Origin of the sequence: Comamonas sp. Z1 (assembly GCF_008121555.1) — a bacterium.
In the GTDB taxonomy this organism is placed as follows: Bacteria; Pseudomonadota; Gammaproteobacteria; order Burkholderiales; family Burkholderiaceae_C; genus Comamonas; species Comamonas thiooxydans.
This window is the reverse complement of record NZ_VOQT01000007.1, coordinates 128,023-147,610: the sequence shown is the minus strand read 5'-3', so window position 1 is coordinate 147,610 and position 19,588 is coordinate 128,023. Positions and strand designations below refer to the sequence as shown.

Sequence of the window (19,588 nt, the reverse complement as noted above, 5' to 3'; positions counted from 1 at the left end):
TATTTTCAAAGTGAACAGTGCGATCTTTTTCAAAGTGTTTATTCATGAATGGAGAACACCTAAAGTGCTGGCTTGTTGACATCCTCCATGAGACCGACATGCAAGCATCTGCACCCCGTATCGCATTGATCACCGGCGCAAGCCGTGGCCTGGGCCGTAGCGAAGCCCTCAAGCTGGCCGAGCTCGGCGTTCATCTGATCATCACTTACAAGGACAGCGAAAGCGATGCGCAGGAGCTGGTATCCCGCATCGAGGCACAGGGCAGTCGCGCCGTGGCGCTGCGCCTGGACGTTGGTGAAAGCAAGAGCTTTGCCGCATTTGCCGACAGCGTCAGGCGCGTGCTGGCCGATACCTGGCAGCGCGAACAGTTGGACTATCTGGTGAACAATGCCGGTATCGGCCTGGTGGCGCCGTTTGCCGAAACCACGGAAGAGCAGTTCGATCTGCTCGTCGATATTCACCTCAAGGGCACGTTCTTTCTGACGCAAACACTGCTGCCCCTGATCCGGGACGGCGGACGCATCATCAATACTTCGTCCGGGCTGGCACGCTTCAGCCTCCCCGGCTACGCCGCCTATGCGGTGATGAAGGGCGGCATTGAGGTGATGACGCGCTATCTGGCCAAGGAGCTTGGCGCACGCGGCATCGCCGTGAACACCATTGCACCCGGCGCCATAGAGACTGATTTCGGTGGCGGCGTGGTGCGCGACAACGCGCAGCTCAACGCCCATATCAGCGGCCTGACCGCCATGGGCCGGGCGGGGCGCCCCGACGATGTGGGTGCCGCGGTTGCCGCATTGCTTGCCGATGGCAACAACTGGGTCACGGGCCAGCGCATTGAAGTCTCTGGTGGCATGATGCTCTGAGCGTATGCTGGGCAACTCCATTCGGAACGCGGCCTTGCCCGGCAGCGCCGGGGCGGTCAAGGCATATTAGGGATGCATGCAGACACGCAGCGGCAGATATTCGATGCCTGCGGACCAGGTGTTGGGGATAGAGGATTTGGAGACTGAGTCGTGCCGGAGAACTATCTGGGAAGCTGTTTATGTGCAAGAGTCGGCTATCGGCTGCTGTCGCCGCCCAGGGCCGTGACCCACTGCCATTGCGGGCAGTGCCGCAAAAGCCATGGCTCCGCGTTCGCGAGCTATGGCGCCGTGCCGCGCAAGGATTTGTGCATAGTCTCCGGGCAAAGCGATATCAAGTCCTATGCATCGTCGGCTTCCGTGCACAGGCAGTTTTGCCAGCACTGCGGTTCATCCCTGTTCTGGTCCAGACAGGCCGGTGACTGGGCCGACTGGATATGTATCGCACTGGGCACGCTGGACTCGCCTTTTTCGGCGCTCAAGCAAAAGCATGCGCATCTGGAGTCGCAGCCTTTGTGGTCAAGCTTTGCCGGTGGCTGCATGCGCAATGAATGAGGGCCGCCTTAGCCCCTCGGGCTGCTGCACCGGCCTCGTGCAAGGCGATGTTGATGCGTTCACTCCCCCTTGAACACCGGCTGGCGTTTCTCAATAAACGCATTCATGCCTTCCTTCTGGTCGCGGGTCGCAAACAGGATCTGGTTGGCCTTGCGCTCCAGCATCAGGGCGGCATCGAGCGACGCGTCCATGCCGGCAATCACCACTTCCTTGATCTGCTCCACGGCCAGTGGCGGCATATTGGCAATCAGTTTTGCCATTTTCAGCGCCTCAGGGATTACCTGATCGTCTGCACAGACTAGGCTGACCAGACCCATGGCATAGGCTTCGTCGGCGCTGACGGGCTTGCCGGTCAGCAGAATGCGCATGGCCTGGAACTTGCCCACGGCGCGCACCAGCCGCTGGGTGCCGCCGATACCGGGCATGATGCCGATGCGAATCTCGGGCTGTGCAAAGCTGGCCCCTTGCCCGGCAATGATGATGTCGCAATGCATGGCCAGCTCGGCCCCGCCGCCAAAGGCATAGCCGCAGACCGCTGCAATGATGGGTTTGGGGCACTTCTCAATGGGGGCCCAGACGCGCTCGGTGTGGCGCTTCATGATCTCTATGGGGCCGCAGGAGTCCATGCTCTTGATGTCCCCGCCTGCCGCAAATACCTTGTCGCCGCCGGTCAGAACGATGCAGCGCACGCTGGCGTCTGCGCTCAGCTCAGCGAAGGTTCTGGACAGCGCAGCCTGCAGAGAAAGACTCAGCGCATTCGTTGCCTCGGGGCGGTTGAGCTGAACGATGGCCACGCCATGGTCCTGATGCCGAACCAGTAGCTCTCGCTGCGCGGTGTCCATGTTTTCAATAGCGGAAAGCGATGCCGACATAAGGATTCCCTGGGAGTTGAACAGGGACGATGGTCGTTTTCAAGGGATGGACCAACATCGTCCTTTTGGACGTATCTGCTGCCGGTGCCGAAACCTAAATTGGCAGGCATGGATACGAACAAAAGCTTTCAAGACAAGGTAGTGCTGGTCACTGGCGGCACCAAGGGCATCGGCAAGGGCATTGCCCAGGCGTTTCTCGCGGCAGGTGCCACGGTGGTGGTGTGCGGCCGTCAGCAACCTGAAGCGTTGCCAAGCATCAATGGCAGCAGCGCAGACTTCGTTGCATGCGATGTGCGCGAGGCCCAGGCCGTCAAGGACATGGTCGATGAGGTGCAGCGCCGCCATGGCCGTCTGGACGTTCTCGTCAACAACGCCGGTGGCGCTCCCCATGTGGATGCCGCCACGGTGTCGCCGCGCTTTCACGAAAGCGTGCTGCGCCTGAATCTGTTCTCGACCCTGCATGCCTCGCAGGCCGCCAATGCCGTGATGCAGCAGCAGGACGGCGGTGGCGTGATTGTCTGCATCGGCAGCATCAGCGCGCTGCGTCCTTCCCCCGGTACGGCAGCCTACGGCGCGGCCAAGGCGGCGGTGCTGAGCCTGGTCAGTTCTCTGGCCGTGGAGTGGGCGCCTAAGGTGCGTGTGGTGGCAGTCAGCCCCGGCCTGGTGCGCACCGAGCAGTCACACCTGCATTTCGGGGATGAGGCTGGAATTGCCTCTGTCGCCGGGACCATTCCTGCGGGTCGCCTGGCCGAGCCGCAGGACATTGCCAATGCCTGTCTGTATGTGGCTTCCGAAAACGCCTCTTACATGAGCGGTACCAATCTGCTGCTGCATGGCGGTGGTGAGCGCCCCGCATTTCTGAGCGCATCGAACTCGGAATCCGTGCAACAAAAACACTGAATTTCAAAGGAGACAATCTTGACCGATCAAGACTGGATGGCAGGGGTCCGCGCATACGTGGGCAAGCAATACGGGCGTGTCTATGCCTGGGACAAAGTCAACAGCCCCATGATTCGTCAGTGGAGCGAGCTGATGGGGGTGGCCGTAAAGACTAACAAGGATGGCAAGACCATTGCACCTCCCGCGATGCTGCAGGTCTGGTGCATGGAAGGGCCGGTGCAGAACAACTACCCGCCAGGCTCCACGACAGAGAATCCTTATGAAGTTCTGAAGCTGATCGAAGCGCACGACTTTCCTTCCACCGTGGCGGTGAATTCCGAGCTGAGCTTCGAGCGCGATGTGCTCGAAGGTGAAGACCTGTACTACACGACACGCCTGGAAGCCATCAGCGAAGAGAAGACCACGGCCCTGGGCACGGGTTACTTTGTCACGCAGATCATGGAGTACTTCTCGATCAAGGCAGCGAACGGCGAAGACGAGAAGGTCGGCCAGTTGATGTTCCGCGTCTTCAAGTTCCGCCCCGCCAATGCGCAAAAGGCCGATCCCGCGCAGGCTGCCGCCCCGAAGATCAAGCGACCCGCACCAGGCGTGAGCGATGACAACCGTTTCTTCTGGGAAGGCCTGAAGGAAGGCAAGCTCTTGATTCAGCGCTGCAAGAGCTGCGGCGATCTGCACCATCCACCGGGTCCCGTCTGCCCCAAGTGCCATTCGTTCGACTGGGACACGGTGGAGGCCAGCGGCAAGGGCACGGTGTACTCGTTCGTGGTCATGCACTACCCCGAAGTACCGCCTTTCGATCACCCCAATCCCATCGGTCTGGTGGAGTTGCAGGAGGGCGTGCGTCTGATTGCCCAGCTGGTCGGCGTCAAGCCCGGCGAGGTGCAGATCGGTCAGAAGGTGCGGGTTGAGTTCAACACCTTCGACGGTGATCTGACTCTGGCCCAGTTCCGTCCCGTGGGCTGATGCGAGGAGACCGTCATGGACTTTCAACTCAGTGAAGACCAACGTGCATTCGCAGACATGGCGCAAAGCCTGTTTGCAGACTATTGCACCGACGACAAGCTGCGCGAGCACGATGCCTCGGGCCAGCCTTTCATGCAGGATCTGTGGCAGCAGTGCGTGGCTGCGGGCCTGCACAGCATCCTGGTGCCGGAAGCTGCAGGCGGCCTGGGTCTGGGAATGAGCGAGATGCTGGCTGTGCTGGAGCAGCAAGGCCGTGCGCTGGCGCAGGTTCCGCTGTGGCAGCAGCAGGTCGCTGCGGCCGCGATTGCCAGGTTTGCCGAGGGACAGGGTGCAGTCGTTCAGTCAGCCATGCAGGGCGAGTTGCTGGCTCTGTCGCTGCAGGCTGCCGTGGCTACACGCGGGCCGGCGCTTGAGCTGCAGGGTGAGCGACTCAAAGGCCAGCTGCAAGCCGTGCCACTGGGCGAGCAGGCCCGGGTGGCTCTGGTGGCCGCGGCGGCGGGCGATGAGATCAAGCTGGTGCTGGTGAGCCTGCAGGCGGATGGTGTCAGCCGCGTGGCCGGCATGCGCGAAGACTACTGTGCGGTGGCCGACATCAGCTTTCGCAACACGCCGGTGCTGGCCGTGCTGGGCGGCCGTGCGCTGGACTGGGTCAACGAAATGGCAATCGCCTGCCTGGCCAGCCTGCAGCAGGGCGTGACACAGGAGCAGTTGCGCCGCACCGTGGAGTATGTGAGCGAGCGCAAGCAGTTCGACCGTCCCATCGGTACTTTCCAGCTGGTACAGGGCCAGATGGCCGACGGCTACATCCTCATGCAGGTGCAGCGCAGCGCGCTGAGCCAACTGGTCTGGCGTCTGGATGCCGGCCTGCCTTGCACGCCGCAGGCCCGCGCGGTGCGCGCCCAGTCCAACGAGCTGGGCCTGAAGGTAGGCCGCGTTGCACAGCATGTGCATGGCGGCATGGGCGTGGATGTGACCTATCACATTCACCGCTTCATGTTCTGGTGCCGTGCGCTGGCTGCCGAGCTCGGCAGCGCCGAGCAGCACCTGCAAGCGCTGGGCCAGTGGCTCGCAGACAACGACACGCTCGGCTGGAAGTACGACCTGCCCGAAGACCGCTAAGGAGACAACAACATGGCAAACCAATCTATTCGCTTCGAGTCGGTGAACGTGGGTGACGAACTGCAGCCTGTCAGCGTGCCCATTACCGTGCCGCTGATTGCCGGCGGTGCCATCGCCACGCGTGACTATTTCCCCGGACATCATGACCGCGATGCCGCGCGCGAGCTGGGCTCGCCCCATATCTTCATGAACATCCTGACCACCAACGGTCTGGTGCAGAGCTTTGTCGAGAGCTGGGCTGGCGACGATGCGCGCCTCATGGATCTGAAGATTCGCCTGGGCGCACCCAACTATCCCGGCGACACCATGAAATTCACGGGCTCCGTGACCGAGAAGAACGAGGCCACGCGCAGCGTTCAGATCACGCTCAAGGGCAGCAATTCCATGGGCTCTCACGTCAGCGGCACTGTGCAAGTGGCCCTGGCCTAAGAACAACAAGCGGAGACATTCCTGTGAACGATATGAATATTTCCGGTCGCGCCGCCATTGTGGGTCTGGGTGCAACAGAATTTTCCAAGAACTCGGGCCGTACCGAGCTGCGTCTGGCCATGGAAGCCACGCTGGCTGCGCTGAGCGATGCCGGCATCGACCCCAAGGAGGTGGACGGCTTTTCCTCGTACTCCGTTGACAAGGTCCCCGAGTATGAAATCGCCCGCCTGCTCGGGGCTCGCAATGTGAGCTTTTTCTCGCAGGTTCCGCATGGTGGTGGCGCGGCCTGCGGCCCCGTGCTGCATGCGGCCATGGCCGTGGCCACGGGCATTGCCAAGACCGTCGTGGTCTACCGCGCCATGAATGAGCGCAGCTGGTACCGCTTTGGCACCGGTAGCTATGGTTTTGGTAGCGCGCCATTCTTTGACAATGTGAACTATGGCTGGTACATGCCCCACGGCTTTCACACGCCGGCATCCTGGGTGGGCATGTTTGCCCGCCGCTATATGCATGCCTTCGGTGCGACCAGCGAGGACTTCGGCCGTGTGGCCGTGGCCGTGCGCGACTTTGCCGCCACCAATCCCAACGCATTCTTCTACGGCAAGCCCATCACACTGGAGGAGCACCAGGCCAGCCGCTGGATCTGCGAGCCGCTGCACCTGCTGGACTGCTGTCAGGAGTCCGACGGGGCCGTGGCCATGGTCATCACATCGAGCGACCGTGCCCGTGAGATGAAGGCCAAGCCGGTCTACATCAAGGCGGCGGCCCAGGGCATCTCTGACGGTCAGCAGTCCATGACCTCGTTCTACCGCGAGGACATCACCGGCCTGCCTGAAATGGGGCATGTCGCCAGCCAGCTGTGGCAGCAAAGCCGCCTGACTCCCAAGGATGTGCAAAGCGCAGTGCTGTACGACCATTTTTCGCCCTTTGTGCTGCCTCAGCTCGAGGAGTTCGGTTTCGTCAAGCGCGGCGAGGCCAAGGATTTCATTCGCTCCGGCGAGCATGCACGCGGCGGCTCCATGCCCATCAACACCCATGGCGGCCAGCTGGGCGAAGCCTATATCCATGGCATGAACGGCATTGCCGAAGCCGTGCGCCAGATCCGCGGCAGCTCCGTCAATCAGGTCAAGGACGTGCACAACATGGTGGTGACCGCCGGTACCGGCGTGCCCACCAGCGGCCTGATTCTGGGCGACGAGGCCTGATGGCAAGGGAGACATTCATGTTCATTGACCTGACTCCCGAGCAGCATGCGCTGCGCCTGAAGTGCCGTGACTACTTTCAGGCGTTGATGACGCCCGAGCTCAAGGCCCGCATGCGCGGTGCCGAGGGCGGCGACGAATACCGCGAACTGATCCGCAAGATGGGGCGCGACGGCTGGCTGGCCATAGGCTGGCCCAAGGAATTCGGCGGCCAGGGCCTGTCGGCCACCGAGCAGCTGATCTTCTTTGAAGAAGCCAATATTGCCGGAGCGCCCCTGCCTTTCGTCACCATCAGCACCGTCGGCCCCGCGCTGATGGAGCATGGCACCGAGGCGCAGAAGCAGGAGTTTCTGCCCGGCATGGCCAGCGGCGACATCATTTTCGCCATTGGCTACTCCGAGCCCGGTGCTGGCTCCGACCTCGCCATGCTCAAGACACAGGCTCAGCTGCAGGGCGATCTTCAGACCGGGCATTTCGTGGTCAACGGCCAGAAGCTGTGGACTTCGGGCATCGAATCTGCCGACTATGTGTGGCTGGCCGCACGTACCAACCAGGAACTGGCTCGCCACAAGGGTATTTCCATCATGGTGGTGGATACCAGGGACAAGGGCTTTTCGCATACGCTGATTCAGACCGTGGGCAACTACACGGCAGCCACGTACTTCGACAACGTTGAAGTGCCGGCAGCACGTTTGATCGGCGAGCTCAATGGGGGCTGGAAGCTGATCACTGCACAGCTCAACCACGAGCGCCTGGGTCTGGGGGCCTGGTCGGACAAGGTGTTTGCTCCCTTCGTCAAGGTGCTGCAATGGGCCAAGGCCAAGGATGAGCAGGGCCGTCGCGCTGTCGATCAGGCCTGGGTGCGACGCAGTCTTGCGGAGTGCTATGCCCGCCTTGAAGCCATGCGACTGACCAACTTCCGCATCGCGGCCAGTCTGGAAGCCGGTGCCATGGACGTGAGCCTGGCATCTGCCACCAAGGTCTATGGCTCGGAAGGCGTGGTCGAGGTGCTGCATCGATTGATGGACATCGTGGGCAGCAGCGCTCTGGTGCGTGGTGGCTCGGCGGCTTCCTATCTGATGGGCGAGCTGGAGTATGAGCTGCGCGCCTCCACCATCAACACCTTCGGTGGCGGCACGAACGAGATTCAGCGCGAGCTGATTGCCCAGTTCGGACTCGGCATGCCGCGCCCCCAGCGCTGATCGAAGACATCTCACACATAACAAATACCAAGGAGACATGTGATGAGCGACACGACTGTGGTGTCGCGCGAGCAGACCCAGCTCAAGCTGGATCGTCGCGCGCCCATTGCGGCCAAGTACCTGGCCGATACGCCCTACACCATGGCTGATCGTCTGGAGGACTGTGCGCGAGATTTCGGCGAGCGCATTTTTCTGATCGAAGGCGATGTGCGCTACACCTATGCGCAATTCAACCAGCGCGCCAATCAAGTGGCACGTGCGTTGCACGAGCAGGGTGTGAGAAAGGGCGATGTGGTGGCCATGGCCATCGAGAATCGCCCAGCCTTTTTCTTTGCCTGGTTTGGCGTGGCCAAGCTGGGTGCCGTGGTGGCCTTCATCAACACCCATGTGATGGGCAAGCCTCTGACGCATGCACTGGAGGTGACCAACGCCAGCCATGTGATCGTGGGCGAGGAGTGTGCAGAGCGCTTTGCGCAGACCGAAGGGCTGAATACCGCGCTGAGCTACTGGCACTGGCCGGATGAGGACAGGCCCGCGGCAGCGGAAGTCCTGTCGCAATTCGGACCGGATCTGCAGGCACTGGCCATGAGCCAGGACGGCTCCCCCGTACCGCTTGCATGGCGCGAGGGCGTGGTGGCCGGCGATACGGCGCAGTACATATTCACCTCCGGCACCACCGGCCTGCCCAAGGCCGCGGTCATCAGCCATGCACGCTGGCTGATGGCGGGGGACTCCATGCAGCTGCTGTGGGAGATCACCCAGGATGACTGCTTCTACTGCTTTTTGCCGCTCTACCACGGCGCGGCTTCCATGTCGCTGACGGCAACCGCCATGGCTGCAGGAGCGCGCATCGTGGTGCGCCGCAAGTTCAGCCGCAGCGAGTTCTGGCGCGATATCCGCGCACATGGCATTACCTTTTGCCAGTATGTGGGGGAGATCTGCCGCTTCCTGCTCAGCGTGCCCGCGACGGACTGCGACCGGGAGCACAGCTTGCGCAAGATGGCCGGAACCGGTCTCACGCCGGAGATCTGGCAGCAATGGACATCGCGCTTTGGCGCCGTATTCCAGATCTATGAAGGCTGGGGAGGCACGGAGTCCAACACCAATACCATCAATCTGGACAATCGCATCGGCTCCTGCGGCCGCGTTCCCTTCTGGGAAAAAACCAATTTGCGCCTGGTTCGCTACGACCAGGAAAAAGGCGATTACATCCGAGATGAAAACGGCTTCTTGCAATTGGCCGGCGTGAACGAGCCCGGCGAGGCCATCGGCATGGTCATCCAGTATCCCGGTGTGGTTGCTGGGCGCTTTGAAGGCTATACCAGCGAGGAGGCCTCCGAAAAGAAGCTGCTGCGCAATGTCTTCCAGCAGGGCGATGTGTGGTGGACATCGGGCGACCTGCTGCGCTGCGACGAAGACGGCTACTGCTGGTTTGTGGACCGTATCGGCGATACCTTCCGCTGGAAGAGCGAGAACGTCTCGACCATGGAAGTCAGCGACGCACTCGGAGACTACCTGGGGCTGGATGCGATTACCGTCTATGGTGTGCAGGTTCCCGGTCACGGTGGCCGTGCGGGCATGGCAGCGTTGGTGATGCATGAGGGAGCCCAATTCGATCCCAAGGCCTTCTGGAAGATGGCCATCGCTCGTCTGCCGCGCTATGCGGCACCACTGTTCGTGCGTCTGATGGATACGCCGGACATGACCGGCAACTACAAGCTGCGCAAGGTGGATCTGCAAAAGCAGGGCTATGACAGCGCTCAGACTGGCGACCCGCTGTTTATACGCAATGACAAGCTGCAGACCTATGTGCCGCTGACCGCTGCAACGCTTGAAGAGGCTCTGCGTGGATAGCGCCGTCGCGCAGGAGCGCGTACGGGCCAAGCCCGCAGATGTGCTGCGTTATCCCTTTGCGGCGCCTGCAGCCGATGGCAGCCATGTGGAGATCGTCCCCGGTCTGCTGTGGCTGCGCATGCCCATGCCCATGGCTCTGGACCATATTAATGTCTATCTGCTCAGGGACGGCGACGGCTGGGCGGTGGTCGATACGGGGCTGGGAATTCCCGGCACCTTCGAGCTGTGGGAGAAGATCTTCACGGAGAAATTGGCCGGCCAGCCGCTGACCCGTGTGATCTGCACCCACTGTCACTATGACCATGCGGGTGCGGCATGGTGGTTGCAGGAGCGCTTTGGCGTGCCGCTGCTCATGAGCTATGGCGAGTTCATGATGCTGCGCTCGCTGATGGGGCCGCCGCCCGATCCTCTGCCCGAGGCGCATCGCGATTTCTATGCGCGTGCCGGGGTGAGCAGCGAAGAGCTGGACGACATGCTGGCTGCCATGCGCAAGGATCCGTTCATGCCCAGGCAGCCCAGCCATTACCAGCGCATTCATCCGGGTGAGGTGCTGCAGATCGGGGAGCGTCGGTGGCGCATTGTGCTGGGCGAGGGGCACTCGCCCGAGCATGCCTGTCTGTATTGCGAGGAAGACGGCATTCTGCTGGCCGGTGATCAGGTGCTGCCGCGCATCACCTCGAATGTGATGGTCAGCCCCATCGAGCCCGAAGGCAATCCGCTCAAACTCTGGATCGATTCGCTGCATCGTTTGCGTGAGCTGCCGGCCGAGACCTTGGTGCTTCCATCGCACCAGGGCGTTTTCTACGGCCTGCATGAGCGCTTGGTGCAGGTGCTCGAGCACCATGCCGAGCAGTTTGCACTGCTGACCGGACATCTGGGCCAGGTAGGACGGGCAACGGCTGCCGAGCTGGTGCCCGTGCTCTTTCCCAGGCTGCGCAGCCCCGTGGATCGCCTGATGGCCCTAGGGGAAACGATAGCCCATTTGAACCTGCTTCACCAGGATGGAACGCTGCTGCGTACCCCGGGTGAGGGCAAGATTGCATATTTCTCGTTGGCCTGAGGTAAGGAAGCCATGACGGAACTCGAAACATTCAAACAAGAAGTGGCGCAGTGGCTGGAGGAGAACTGTCCTGCGAGCATGCGCCGGCCCATTGTTTCAGAGGAGATGGTCTGGGGCAGCTCCAAGCTGCAGTTTCTGAACGAGGATCAGAAGCTGTGGTTCGAGCGCATGCGCGACCGTGGCTGGTTTGCACCGTCATGGCCGCGTGAATACGGCGGCGGTGGACTCTCCCCGAGGGAAGCCCGTATCCTGGACACGGAGATGGCCCGTCTTGGCTGCCGTCAGCCCCAGTACAACCTGGGCGTGTGGATGCTGGGGCCGGTTCTGGTGGAGGTGGGGACGCATGAGCAAAAGCTTGAGCATCTGGTTCCCATGATGCGCGGCGAGCAGCGCTGGTGTCAGGGCTTTTCGGAGCCCAATGCCGGTTCGGATCTGGCCAGCCTCAAGACCTCGGCCAGGCGCGTGACGGACGAGCAGGGCGAGGCCTATATCGTCAACGGGGGCAAGATCTGGACCTCGGACGGAGACAAGGGCGACTGGATGTATGCGCTGGTGCGCACCAGCAGCGAAGGCAAGAAGCAAGACGGCATCAGCTTTTTGCTGATCGACATGAAGAGTCCCGGCGTCACGGTCAAGCCCATAGAACTGATCAGCGGCAAGTCCAGTTTCTGTCAGGTCTTCTTCGACGATGTGCGGGTGCCTGTGCGACAGCTTGTGGGCAAGGAAGGCGAAGGCTGGTCGCTGGCCAAAAAGCTGCTCCAGCATGAGCGTGCAGCCATGTCCAAGTTCACGGAAGGTGGTGCGCCGTCGCACGATGCACTCAAGACCGCCTTGCCCTACATGGTGGACGAGCAGGGGCGGATCAGCGATGGTGTGCTGCGCGAGAAGCTGGCAGGACTGCTGATGGATGCACAGTCTTTCGCCCTGACCCATCGTCGGGTGACCGAGAAGGCTCTGGCGCGTCAGGACGTTGCAGGCCCCTCCAGCATCATGAAGCTGGTGCAGACCGAGCAGGAAGTTGCCAAGTACGAACTGCTGGAGCAGGTGCTGGGCCTACGCGGTCTGGGCTGGGAGGCTGGCGATGATTTCACAGCCGATGAGATCGATATAGGTCGTGCATGGCTGCGCTCCAAGAGCTACACGATTGCAGGCGGAAGTTCGGAAGTGCAACTGAACATCATTGCCAAGCGAGTGCTGGAATTGCCTTGACCCCCTGAGCCGCTGTGCGGCGACAGCCTCGCTGCGGGAGGAGGGGCTGTCTGGGCTCTTGCTTGCCGTCTCTGAGCTGGGCAGTGGTGGTCGCGCAGGCTGAGGATAACGAATTGAAATGGAGACAAGAATATGACCATGCTTTTGTCGCAAGAGCAGGAATTGCTCAAGGACAGTGCTGTTGCCTTTCTCGCGCAGGAAGCACCCGTGGCCCAGCAGCGCCGTCTGCGGGATGACAAGGTGGAACAGGGCTTTGATACACAACTGTGGCAGCAGATGGTGGAGATGGGGTGGCCCGTGGCGGTGCTGCCCGAGTCGCATGACGGGCTGGCTGCGGGCTATCTGGGCATGGGCGCCGTGTTTGAAGCCATCGGCCGAAACCTGTCGGCACAGCCGCTGCTGAGTCAGGCCGTGATCGCACCTGAGCTGCTGATTCGCGCCGGCTCCGAAGCTCAGCAGGCGCAGTGGCTGCCCCTGCTGGGCAGCGGGCAGGCCAGGCTGGCACTGGCTCTGGATGAAAAGTCCGGCCAGCATCTTTCAGCCAGATTGAGCACGTTAGCCGAGCAGACCAGCACGGGCTGGTGCCTGAGCGGTGAGAAAGCCTTTGTGATGGATGGAGTGGGCGCCAATGGCTTTTTGGTGCTGGCGGCGTCTGGCGAAGGTGCTCCCGGTTTGTGGCTGGTGCCAGCTGATGCACCAGGCGTCAGCATCAAACCCATGTGCATGATTGACAGCCGTAACATGGCCCGCGTGCAGTTCGATAAGGTGGAGCTGAGCGCCGATATGGCGTTGGTGGCCCGGCCCGCTGCTCAGGTGCTTGATGAAGTGCTGGACCGAGCCCGTGCCTGCCTGGCCGCAGAGTCTCTGGGTCTGATGCGTGAGGTGTTTGATCGTACGGTTAGCTATCTGAAGGAGCGCGTTCAGTTCGACGTACAGATCGGCTCATTCCAGGCGTTGCAGCACCGTGCTGCACGTCTGTATGTGGAGCTTGAGCTGCTGGAGAGCTGTGTGCTGGCAGCTTTCGAAGCCATTGATTCAGGTTTGGAAGCCAAGGTGCCCGAGCTGGTCAGCGCAGCCAAGGCCAAGGCATCTGACTTGTGCGAGAAGCTGTGCAACGAGGCGATCCAGTTGCATGGCGGCATCGGGGTGACCGATGAACTGGATATTGGCCTGTTCTTCAAGCGGGCACGCGTTCTGCAACGCCTGCTGGGCGACGGTGGTTATCACCGCAACCGCTTTGCACAACTGAAAGGTTTCTGAGATGAGCGATGCCTTGGTTTCTATGGGTGAAAAGATCAGGAACATTCGTGCGCAGCTGACTTCGCAGGGCGCACCTTTTGAAGTGCAGCAGGTCACGCTGTCCGATGGGCGCAGCGTGGCAGCCTATCGCAACGCCTTTCAGAATCTGGCACAGGTAATTGACGCCGGTCGGGTTCATGGTGCGGCCGAGTTCATGGTCTATGGCGAGGATCGATGGACATTTGACAGGTTCTTTGCAGCAGCCGATGCACTGGCCAGTCGTTTGCAGAAGCAGTGCGGTATCAAGCCCGGCGACCGGGTGGCGATTGCCATGCGCAACCGTCCCGAATGGGCCGTGGCTTTTGCTGCCATTGCCTTGCTTGGCGCAGTGCCGGTGCCTTTGAACAGCTTTGGCCTGAGCAGCGAGCTGATGGCCAATCTGGAGGACACCCGGCCGGTGATGCTGATCTGTGACGCGGACCGCCATGCTCGCATCAGCCAGGCCATTGCGCAGACGGCTATCAAGGTGGTGGTGGTGGATGGCGAGGGGGGCGATATCAGCTGGTCGGAGTTGACCGCAGGCGGTCATGATGGCTTTGTGTCGCCGCAGCTGAGTGCCGATGAGCCTGCGCTGATTCTGTTCACTTCGGGCGCCACCAGCCGAGCCAAAGGCGTGGAATCCACCCACCGCGCCGTTTGCCAGGGCATCTTCAATATTGACTTCATCGGTGCAGTGGCAGCCATGACTTCGCCGGATGCCATCGCCGCCATCATGGCGCGACAGCTGCAGCCCACGATCTTGTCGGCAGTTCCTCTGTTTCATGTCAGCGGCCTGCATGCCCAGCTGCTGGTCAGCCTGCGCCATGGTCGCCGCCTGATCTTCGTGCACCGCTGGGAGCCAGAGAAGGCTGCCGAGCTGATTCGCAAGGAAAAGGTCACGCAGTTCAATGGTGCGCCCAGCATGGTGCAGCAGCTCATTGGACTGCCCGGCTTCGAGCAGCCTGAAAGCTCTGGCAATCTCTCCGGTGTGGGCTTTGGCGGAGCGGGCCTGCACCCGCGCCTGATCGATGAGGTGTTGGCCAAGTTCAAGGGGCGCATGTCAGGCATTGGATTTGGACTGACCGAATCCAATGGCGTCTGCGCAGGCAGCTCGGGGCGCATGTTCGAGGCGCATCCGCGCAGCTCGGGGGTGCTGTCGCCCATCATCGAGGTACGAATCGCAGACCTGGATGGCACAGCCTTGCCTATCGGTGAGCCCGGTGAGATCTGGCTGCGTGGCGTGACCCTGATGGAGCGCTATTGCGGTGATGCAGAGGCCACAGCCAAAGCCATGCAGGGCGGCTGGTTCCACACCGGAGACATAGGAGTTCTGGACGATGAAGGCTTTTTGACCATCGTCGATCGCATCAAGGACGTGATCAACCGCAGCGGTGAAAAGATTGCTGCGGCGGAGGTCGAGGCCTGTCTGCTGCAGCATGAGGCACTGGAGGAGGCTGCTGTGTTCTCCATGCCGCATGAGGTAACGGGCGAGCAGGTCGTTGCCGTGGTGGTCGGGAAGACCGGGAGTCAGGTGACTCCCGAGCTGCTTCGCGAGTTCGTGGCACAGCGCCTGGCGGGCTACAAGGTTCCCAGTCGGATCGTTGTTCGTGCCGAGCCTTTGCCTCGCAATCCCGCAGGCAAGATGCTCAAGGCATCGATTCGCAAGGAGTGCGCTCACCTGCTGACCTGATTCACGGAATTGGGTGGTCCTGGGACTTTCCCGATCACGCTCCGAAAGCCTGCTGCTGCTTCGTGCACCAGCAGGCTTTTTTCATTCGGGGCGGCGCTTCAGGTGACCCATGTGGACTAGGTCGCTAGGGTCTGTCAGTAGTCAACTCAGACGATGGTTGAAGAGACCTGCTGGCGCAGTATGCAACTGCCTGCAAACGGCAAAACCAATGGGGTGATGCGAGGCAATGTACCTCGTTTGTAGCACCCGCCAAAAATAAGTTCTAGAACCTAGGAGACAGAGATGAAGTTTGTGACAGCCAAGACTCCACTCGCAGCGGCAGTGGGTTTGATGGTGGCGACGTCGGTATGGGCGAAGGTGCCGGCGAACGAGGCAGAACAGCTGGGCAAGGAATTGACATGCGTGGGTGCCATCAAGGCCGGCAACAAGGAAGGCACGATTCCAGAGTTCACAGGCAAATGGGTCGGAGCCCCTGCTGGCGTGGCTCATGTGCAATCCAGCGGCAAGCACCCCGTGGATATCTATGCCGATGAAAAACCACTGTTCGTGATCACTGCAGAGAACATGGAGAAGTATGGCGACAAGCTCAGTGCTGGTCAGAAAGCCATGTTCCAGAAGTATTCCAAGACCATGCAGATGCCGGTCTACAAGGGACATCGCGATTTCCGCTACACCGATGAGGTCTGCGCAGTGTTGAAGAAGAATGCACTGGAGTCCGAGGTCGTCGATAACGGCATGGGAATCAAGGGCAGCTTTGGTGCGATCAACTTCCCGATTCCCAAGACCGGGCAGGAAGTGATCTGGAACAACCTGCTGCCCACGCGTGCCTACACCGAGGCCATCACGCGTGACATGGCGAATGTGCTGTCAGACGGCAGCATGAGCTTTGGCCGTATGCAGAACCTGAACCTGGACATGGTCAACAAGCCTGAAATGCTTGGCAAGCCGGTCGAGGGCGTGATGGCCTATACCCGCACCAGAACGCTGGCTCCCGAGCGTGAAAAGGGCGGTGTGACCCACTCGGTGGAGCCCGTCAATTTCGGCAAGGACAAGCGTCTGGCCTGGAGCTATGACCCCGGTACACGCCGCGTGCGCCAGGTGCCCGAGTATGGCTTTGACCAGCCCATGGCTGGCACCGGCGGCAAGATGACCATCGACTCGGATCGTCTCTTCAATGGCTCGCCAGAGCGCTACAACTGGAAGCTGCTGGGCAAGAAGGAGATGTATATCCCCGCCAACAACTACAAGATCCATCAGCCCACGGTGAAGTATGCCGACCTGCTCAAGCCCGGTCATGCCAACCCCGACTTCATGCGCTACGAGTTGCGCAGAGTCTGGGCGGTGGAAGGCACGCTGAAGGACGGTTTCCGGCATGTCTATGGCAAGCGTGTGCTGTTCGTGGACGAGGACACCGGCCAGGCCGTGGCCGCGGACATGTACGACGCGCGTGGCCAGTTGTGGCAGCACGCCTTCATCAACTACTACTACTCCTTTGACATCAAGGCCTGGCATGCAGGCACGTCCTTCTATCACGACCTGAATTCCGGCGGCTACATGGGCTACAACCTTTTTCAGGAGCGTCCCCAGGGCCCCATCCTGAACAAGGGTGATCTCGTGCCCGCCATGTTCACACCAGAAGCCGCACGCAACGCGGGCAACTAAGTTTTATCAACGAGCGACTCATTATGAAAAACAATATGAAGAAACTCACGCCCATCGCAGTGGCGGCGCTGCTGTCCTTGGGTATGGGAGCAGTTCAGGCGGGGGAGACTGTCGAGCTGGGAGATGGCCTCAAGTTCGACTGGCGTCTGAACGTGAGCTATGGCCTGGGTGTTCGTCTGGATAACCCGTCTCCGGTGCTGAACACAGACGGCAACAACAATTTCAAGAAAGGTGCTCTGACGGCGAACCGACTGGGTGCCGTCTGGGAAAGCAAGCTGTCAAAAGGTGACAGCGGCTTTGTGCTGAATGCCAGCACCTTTTATGACGATGTATATCACCAGCGCAACGACAACAAGGGACCGATCAGCACGGCAGGTCCCGTCAATGAGTTCAACTCTGCTGCCAAACGCTATGGTGGCGGCTATTCGCGCCTTCTGGATACCTACGCCTACACCAGCTTCAACATGGGCGAGGCCCGCGCCACGGTACGCCTGGGCAAGCAGGTGGTGAACTGGGGCGAGTCCATGTACTTTGCCAATATCGCTGCGGCCCAGGGACCCAGCGATGCAGCAAAGGCAGCTTCGCCTGGCGCTGAGGTCAAGGAAATCCTTCTGCCGGAAGATCAGATCTCGGCTTCGCTGGAAGTCAGTCCCAAACTCTCGCTGCTGGGCCACTACCAGTTCGGCTTCCATGAAACGCTGCTGCCGGCTCCCGGCATGTACACCAGCACCAGCAATGCCCTGGGTCCCGGCGCCTCCTGTCTTGGCGTCTACAACGGTGCGACCTGTCGCGGCCTGCGACGCGGTACCGACATCCGGCCCAGCAGCTCGGGTCAGTGGGGTATCGGCGGTCGCTACCGCGTCACCGACGAGACGGAAGTCGGTCTGTACTACCTGAACTACAACGACCGCACTCCATCGCTGGTCGTGAACATGAATGGTGCGATACCTACCGGCTATCAGGTTCGCTATTTCGACGACATCAAGATGCTGGGAACGACGGTCAGCACGACCTTCGGTAAGTTCTCTGCATTTGGTGAAGCGAGCTATCGAAAAGGTACGCCGGTGCTCAACGGCAATGGTGTGGCGGTGCGTGGCGATGTGGTGCAGGGCAACGTCGGCGGTATCTTCAATATCGGCCGCACCGGTATCGCGGACGACATGTCCCTGGCTGCCGAAATTTCCGGCTCTCGCGTGATCAGTGTGGCCGATGGCAGCTCTACCGATAACCTGAGCTTCAAGACCCGTAATTCCCTGGTGGCCGGTGCGACCCTGACGCTGGGCTACCCCGGCATCTTCGAAGGCTGGGATCTGAGCATCCCCATCAGCTACCAGTCGCAACTGCGCGGCCGTTCTCTGGTCGGCACCTTCGGCGGCGGCCAGAGCGACAGCCGGTTGAGCATTGGCGCGACTTTTGTTCGCAAGAGCAATTTCTCGATCAACGTGGCCTACATCAACTACCTGGGCAATCCTTCTGCCGATTCCCTGCGTGCACGCCCGCTGGCCGACCGCGACCAGCTGTCTGTTACCGCCAAGTACTCGTTCTGAACCACACCAACGAGCCAACACCACAAAAGCCCGGCTCTCCGGGCTTTTGTGTTTGAAAGAGGTCTGAGTACATGCAAATAACGACCGGAAAATGGATCACCCCTTTGAGGGCCATGGCGCTGGGATTGATGAGCAGTGCCGCATCGGGGCAGTATCTGCTGGACGCCTTGCCTCCTTTGCCCAAGGTGGCTCCCTTGATGGCCCCCACGGAGCTGCATGGTGATACACAGGGCGATATCCGCTTCAAGTCCAGCAGTCCGTACGACCTCGATGTGCTGCTCAGTCAGCCTGCCAAGGCAGAGGCAACCATGGGTATGGGAAAGCTGTTCCTGCCCAAGGGGGCCAGCGAAAAGAAGCAGGTGCCGGCCATGGTTGTCCTGCCAGGTGGCGCGGGGGCCATCCCCGGGCGCGAGAGCGAAACGGCCCAGATGCTGGCCGACAACGGCATAGCTGCGCTGTTGGTCGATAACTTCAAGCCGCGTGGCATCAGCGAAGACATGCCTTATGCGCTCAAGATCATGGGTACCTCCGAGTTCGATGCCGTGGCCGATGCCTATGCCGCCCTCAAGGCCTTGAACAAGCACCCGGCCATCGATGGCTGGCGTATCGGGGTGATGGGGTTTTCCAAAGGCGGAATTGCGGCACGCATGAGCCTGGATGCGCGCATTCGCGACAAGCTGGCGCCTTTCATTCAGCCCTTTGCCTTGCATGTGGACTTTTACGGGCCTTGCTATGCGCTGCTGCAGTCACGCAAAACCACGGGTTCGCCTCTGCTCAGCTTCAGAGCGGGGGAGGATGCATCGAATGATCTGGTGGCCTGTGCGCAGCAGGAAAAAATCCTGCGTGAGGCGGGCTCCGAAGTCAGTACCGTGGTTTATGCCAGAGCAGGCCATGATTGGGAAAGCGACAAGCCACGAGAGATGACGAATCGCCCCTACCTGTCCGGCTGCACGATAGAGTTCAATGACAAGGACTTCCCCGTCCTCAACGGCCAGCCGCTGATTCCCGCCGGGGCCCAGTCCGATCGCCAGACCCGCTACAGAATTCGGGTGCAGAGCGGCAAAGCGCTGAGGGACTGCGTCAAGGTGGGCTATATCGCCGGACGTGATGAAACCGCACGCAGTCTGGCCGGCAAGCAGTTGCTGCAGTTTCTTAAGGTGAAGTTCGAGCAGTAGACAGGACT

17 protein-coding genes are annotated in these 19,588 nt (G+C 60.9%); 16 read left to right on the top strand and 1 reads right to left on the bottom strand.

Annotation, left to right across the window (positions count from 1 at the left end; all coding sequences use genetic code 11):
• Positions 1-98: 98 nt before the first annotated feature.
• Both FSY45_RS14700 and FSY45_RS14695 read left to right on the top strand, forming a co-directional pair.
• Entirely contained in the window at positions 99-866 is a 768-nt protein-coding gene (locus FSY45_RS14700; protein WP_046461357.1) for an SDR family NAD(P)-dependent oxidoreductase, read from the top strand.
• Positions 867-1,016: 150 nt separating this feature from the next.
• Positions 1,017-1,418 carry a GFA family protein gene (locus FSY45_RS14695; RefSeq protein WP_046461358.1) on the top strand — a complete coding sequence of 134 codons (402 nt, stop codon included), beginning with the start codon at positions 1,017-1,019 and terminating at the stop codon, positions 1,416-1,418.
• A 59-nt stretch (positions 1,419-1,477) separates the two neighbouring features.
• Here the strand turns inward: FSY45_RS14695 and FSY45_RS14690 are convergent, their stop codons facing one another.
• On the bottom strand, positions 1,478-2,290 hold the full coding sequence (locus FSY45_RS14690) for an enoyl-CoA hydratase (protein ID WP_012837522.1): 813 nt from the start codon (positions 2,288-2,290) through the stop codon (positions 1,478-1,480).
• A gap of 108 nt (positions 2,291-2,398) precedes the next feature.
• Here FSY45_RS14690 and FSY45_RS14685 point away from each other — a divergent pair, with 108 nt between their 5' ends.
• The 14 genes from FSY45_RS14685 to FSY45_RS14620 all read left to right on the top strand — a co-directional run bounded on the left by FSY45_RS14685 (position 2,399) and on the right by FSY45_RS14620 (position 19,580).
• Positions 2,399-3,190 carry an SDR family oxidoreductase gene (locus FSY45_RS14685; protein ID WP_034360305.1) on the top strand — a complete coding sequence of 264 codons (792 nt, stop codon included), beginning with the start codon at positions 2,399-2,401 and terminating at the stop codon, positions 3,188-3,190.
• Between the two features lie 18 nt (positions 3,191-3,208).
• Positions 3,209-4,153, top strand: a complete 945-nt coding sequence (locus FSY45_RS14680) for a Zn-ribbon domain-containing OB-fold protein (protein WP_046461360.1) — start codon at positions 3,209-3,211, stop codon at positions 4,151-4,153.
• Positions 4,154-4,168: 15 nt separating this feature from the next.
• Positions 4,169-5,272, top strand: a complete 1,104-nt coding sequence (locus FSY45_RS14675; RefSeq protein ID WP_046461361.1) for an acyl-CoA dehydrogenase family protein — start codon at positions 4,169-4,171, stop codon at positions 5,270-5,272.
• A 12-nt stretch (positions 5,273-5,284) separates the two neighbouring features.
• Positions 5,285-5,701, top strand: a complete 417-nt coding sequence (locus tag FSY45_RS14670) for a MaoC family dehydratase (protein ID WP_003078281.1) — start codon at positions 5,285-5,287, stop codon at positions 5,699-5,701.
• A gap of 32 nt (positions 5,702-5,733) precedes the next feature.
• On the top strand, positions 5,734-6,906 hold the full coding sequence (locus FSY45_RS14665) for a lipid-transfer protein (RefSeq protein ID WP_046461362.1): 1,173 nt from the start codon (positions 5,734-5,736) through the stop codon (positions 6,904-6,906).
• Positions 6,907-6,923: 17 nt separating this feature from the next.
• A complete protein-coding gene (locus FSY45_RS14660; protein WP_034396832.1) occupies positions 6,924-8,105 on the top strand; it encodes an acyl-CoA dehydrogenase family protein in 1,182 nt (393 codons plus the stop codon).
• Positions 8,106-8,147: 42 nt separating this feature from the next.
• Complete coding sequence (locus tag FSY45_RS14655; RefSeq protein ID WP_046461363.1) at positions 8,148-9,959, top strand: long-chain-acyl-CoA synthetase; 1,812 nt, start codon at positions 8,148-8,150, stop codon at positions 9,957-9,959.
• Positions 9,952-11,019 (top strand): MBL fold metallo-hydrolase, encoded by a 1,068-nt coding sequence (locus FSY45_RS14650; protein WP_046461364.1) that lies wholly within the window; start codon positions 9,952-9,954, stop codon positions 11,017-11,019. Before FSY45_RS14655 ends, FSY45_RS14650 begins: the two co-directional genes overlap by 8 nt.
• A gap of 12 nt (positions 11,020-11,031) precedes the next feature.
• Positions 11,032-12,228 carry an acyl-CoA dehydrogenase family protein gene (locus FSY45_RS14645; RefSeq protein WP_004341213.1) on the top strand — a complete coding sequence of 399 codons (1,197 nt, stop codon included), beginning with the start codon at positions 11,032-11,034 and terminating at the stop codon, positions 12,226-12,228.
• Positions 12,229-12,360: 132 nt separating this feature from the next.
• Complete coding sequence (locus tag FSY45_RS14640; RefSeq protein WP_046461365.1) at positions 12,361-13,488, top strand: acyl-CoA dehydrogenase family protein; 1,128 nt, start codon at positions 12,361-12,363, stop codon at positions 13,486-13,488.
• A gap of 1 nt (position 13,489) precedes the next feature.
• Positions 13,490-15,196: a class I adenylate-forming enzyme family protein gene (locus tag FSY45_RS14635; RefSeq protein ID WP_046461366.1), complete on the top strand. Its 1,707-nt coding sequence runs from the start codon at positions 13,490-13,492 to the stop codon at positions 15,194-15,196.
• Between the two features lie 282 nt (positions 15,197-15,478).
• A complete protein-coding gene (locus FSY45_RS14630; RefSeq protein ID WP_004341210.1) occupies positions 15,479-16,858 on the top strand; it encodes a DUF1329 domain-containing protein in 1,380 nt (459 codons plus the stop codon).
• Between the two features lie 35 nt (positions 16,859-16,893).
• Complete coding sequence (locus tag FSY45_RS14625) at positions 16,894-18,405, top strand: DUF1302 domain-containing protein (RefSeq protein ID WP_004341209.1); 1,512 nt, start codon at positions 16,894-16,896, stop codon at positions 18,403-18,405.
• A 71-nt stretch (positions 18,406-18,476) separates the two neighbouring features.
• Positions 18,477-19,580 (top strand): dienelactone hydrolase family protein, encoded by a 1,104-nt coding sequence (locus tag FSY45_RS14620; RefSeq protein ID WP_223305665.1) that lies wholly within the window; start codon positions 18,477-18,479, stop codon positions 19,578-19,580.
• The last annotated feature ends 8 nt before the right edge of the window (positions 19,581-19,588 follow it).

Bases quoted from the DNA above. Each gene is read 5' to 3' on its own strand.
- FSY45_RS14625 (WP_004341209.1), top strand. From the start codon at position 16,894: ATGAAGAAACTCACGCCCATCGCAGTGGCGGCGCTGCTGTCCTTGGGT.
- FSY45_RS14675 (WP_046461361.1), top strand. From the start codon at position 4,169: ATGGACTTTCAACTCAGTGAAGACCAACGTGCATTCGCAGACATGGCG.
- FSY45_RS14665 (WP_046461362.1), top strand. From the start codon at position 5,734: ATGAATATTTCCGGTCGCGCCGCCATTGTGGGTCTGGGTGCAACAGAA.
- FSY45_RS14635 (WP_046461366.1), top strand. From the start codon at position 13,490: ATGAGCGATGCCTTGGTTTCTATGGGTGAAAAGATCAGGAACATTCGT.
- FSY45_RS14655 (WP_046461363.1), top strand. From the start codon at position 8,148: ATGAGCGACACGACTGTGGTGTCGCGCGAGCAGACCCAGCTCAAGCTG.
- FSY45_RS14620 (WP_223305665.1), top strand. From the start codon at position 18,477: ATGCAAATAACGACCGGAAAATGGATCACCCCTTTGAGGGCCATGGCG.
- FSY45_RS14630 (WP_004341210.1), top strand. From the start codon at position 15,479: ATGAAGTTTGTGACAGCCAAGACTCCACTCGCAGCGGCAGTGGGTTTG.
- FSY45_RS14660 (WP_034396832.1), top strand. From the start codon at position 6,924: ATGTTCATTGACCTGACTCCCGAGCAGCATGCGCTGCGCCTGAAGTGC.
- FSY45_RS14645 (WP_004341213.1), top strand. From the start codon at position 11,032: ATGACGGAACTCGAAACATTCAAACAAGAAGTGGCGCAGTGGCTGGAG.
- FSY45_RS14685 (WP_034360305.1), top strand. From the start codon at position 2,399: ATGGATACGAACAAAAGCTTTCAAGACAAGGTAGTGCTGGTCACTGGC.
- FSY45_RS14690 (WP_012837522.1), bottom strand. From the start codon at position 2,290: ATGTCGGCATCGCTTTCCGCTATTGAAAACATGGACACCGCGCAGCGA.
- FSY45_RS14700 (WP_046461357.1), top strand. From the start codon at position 99: ATGCAAGCATCTGCACCCCGTATCGCATTGATCACCGGCGCAAGCCGT.
- FSY45_RS14640 (WP_046461365.1), top strand. From the start codon at position 12,361: ATGACCATGCTTTTGTCGCAAGAGCAGGAATTGCTCAAGGACAGTGCT.
- FSY45_RS14670 (WP_003078281.1), top strand. From the start codon at position 5,285: ATGGCAAACCAATCTATTCGCTTCGAGTCGGTGAACGTGGGTGACGAA.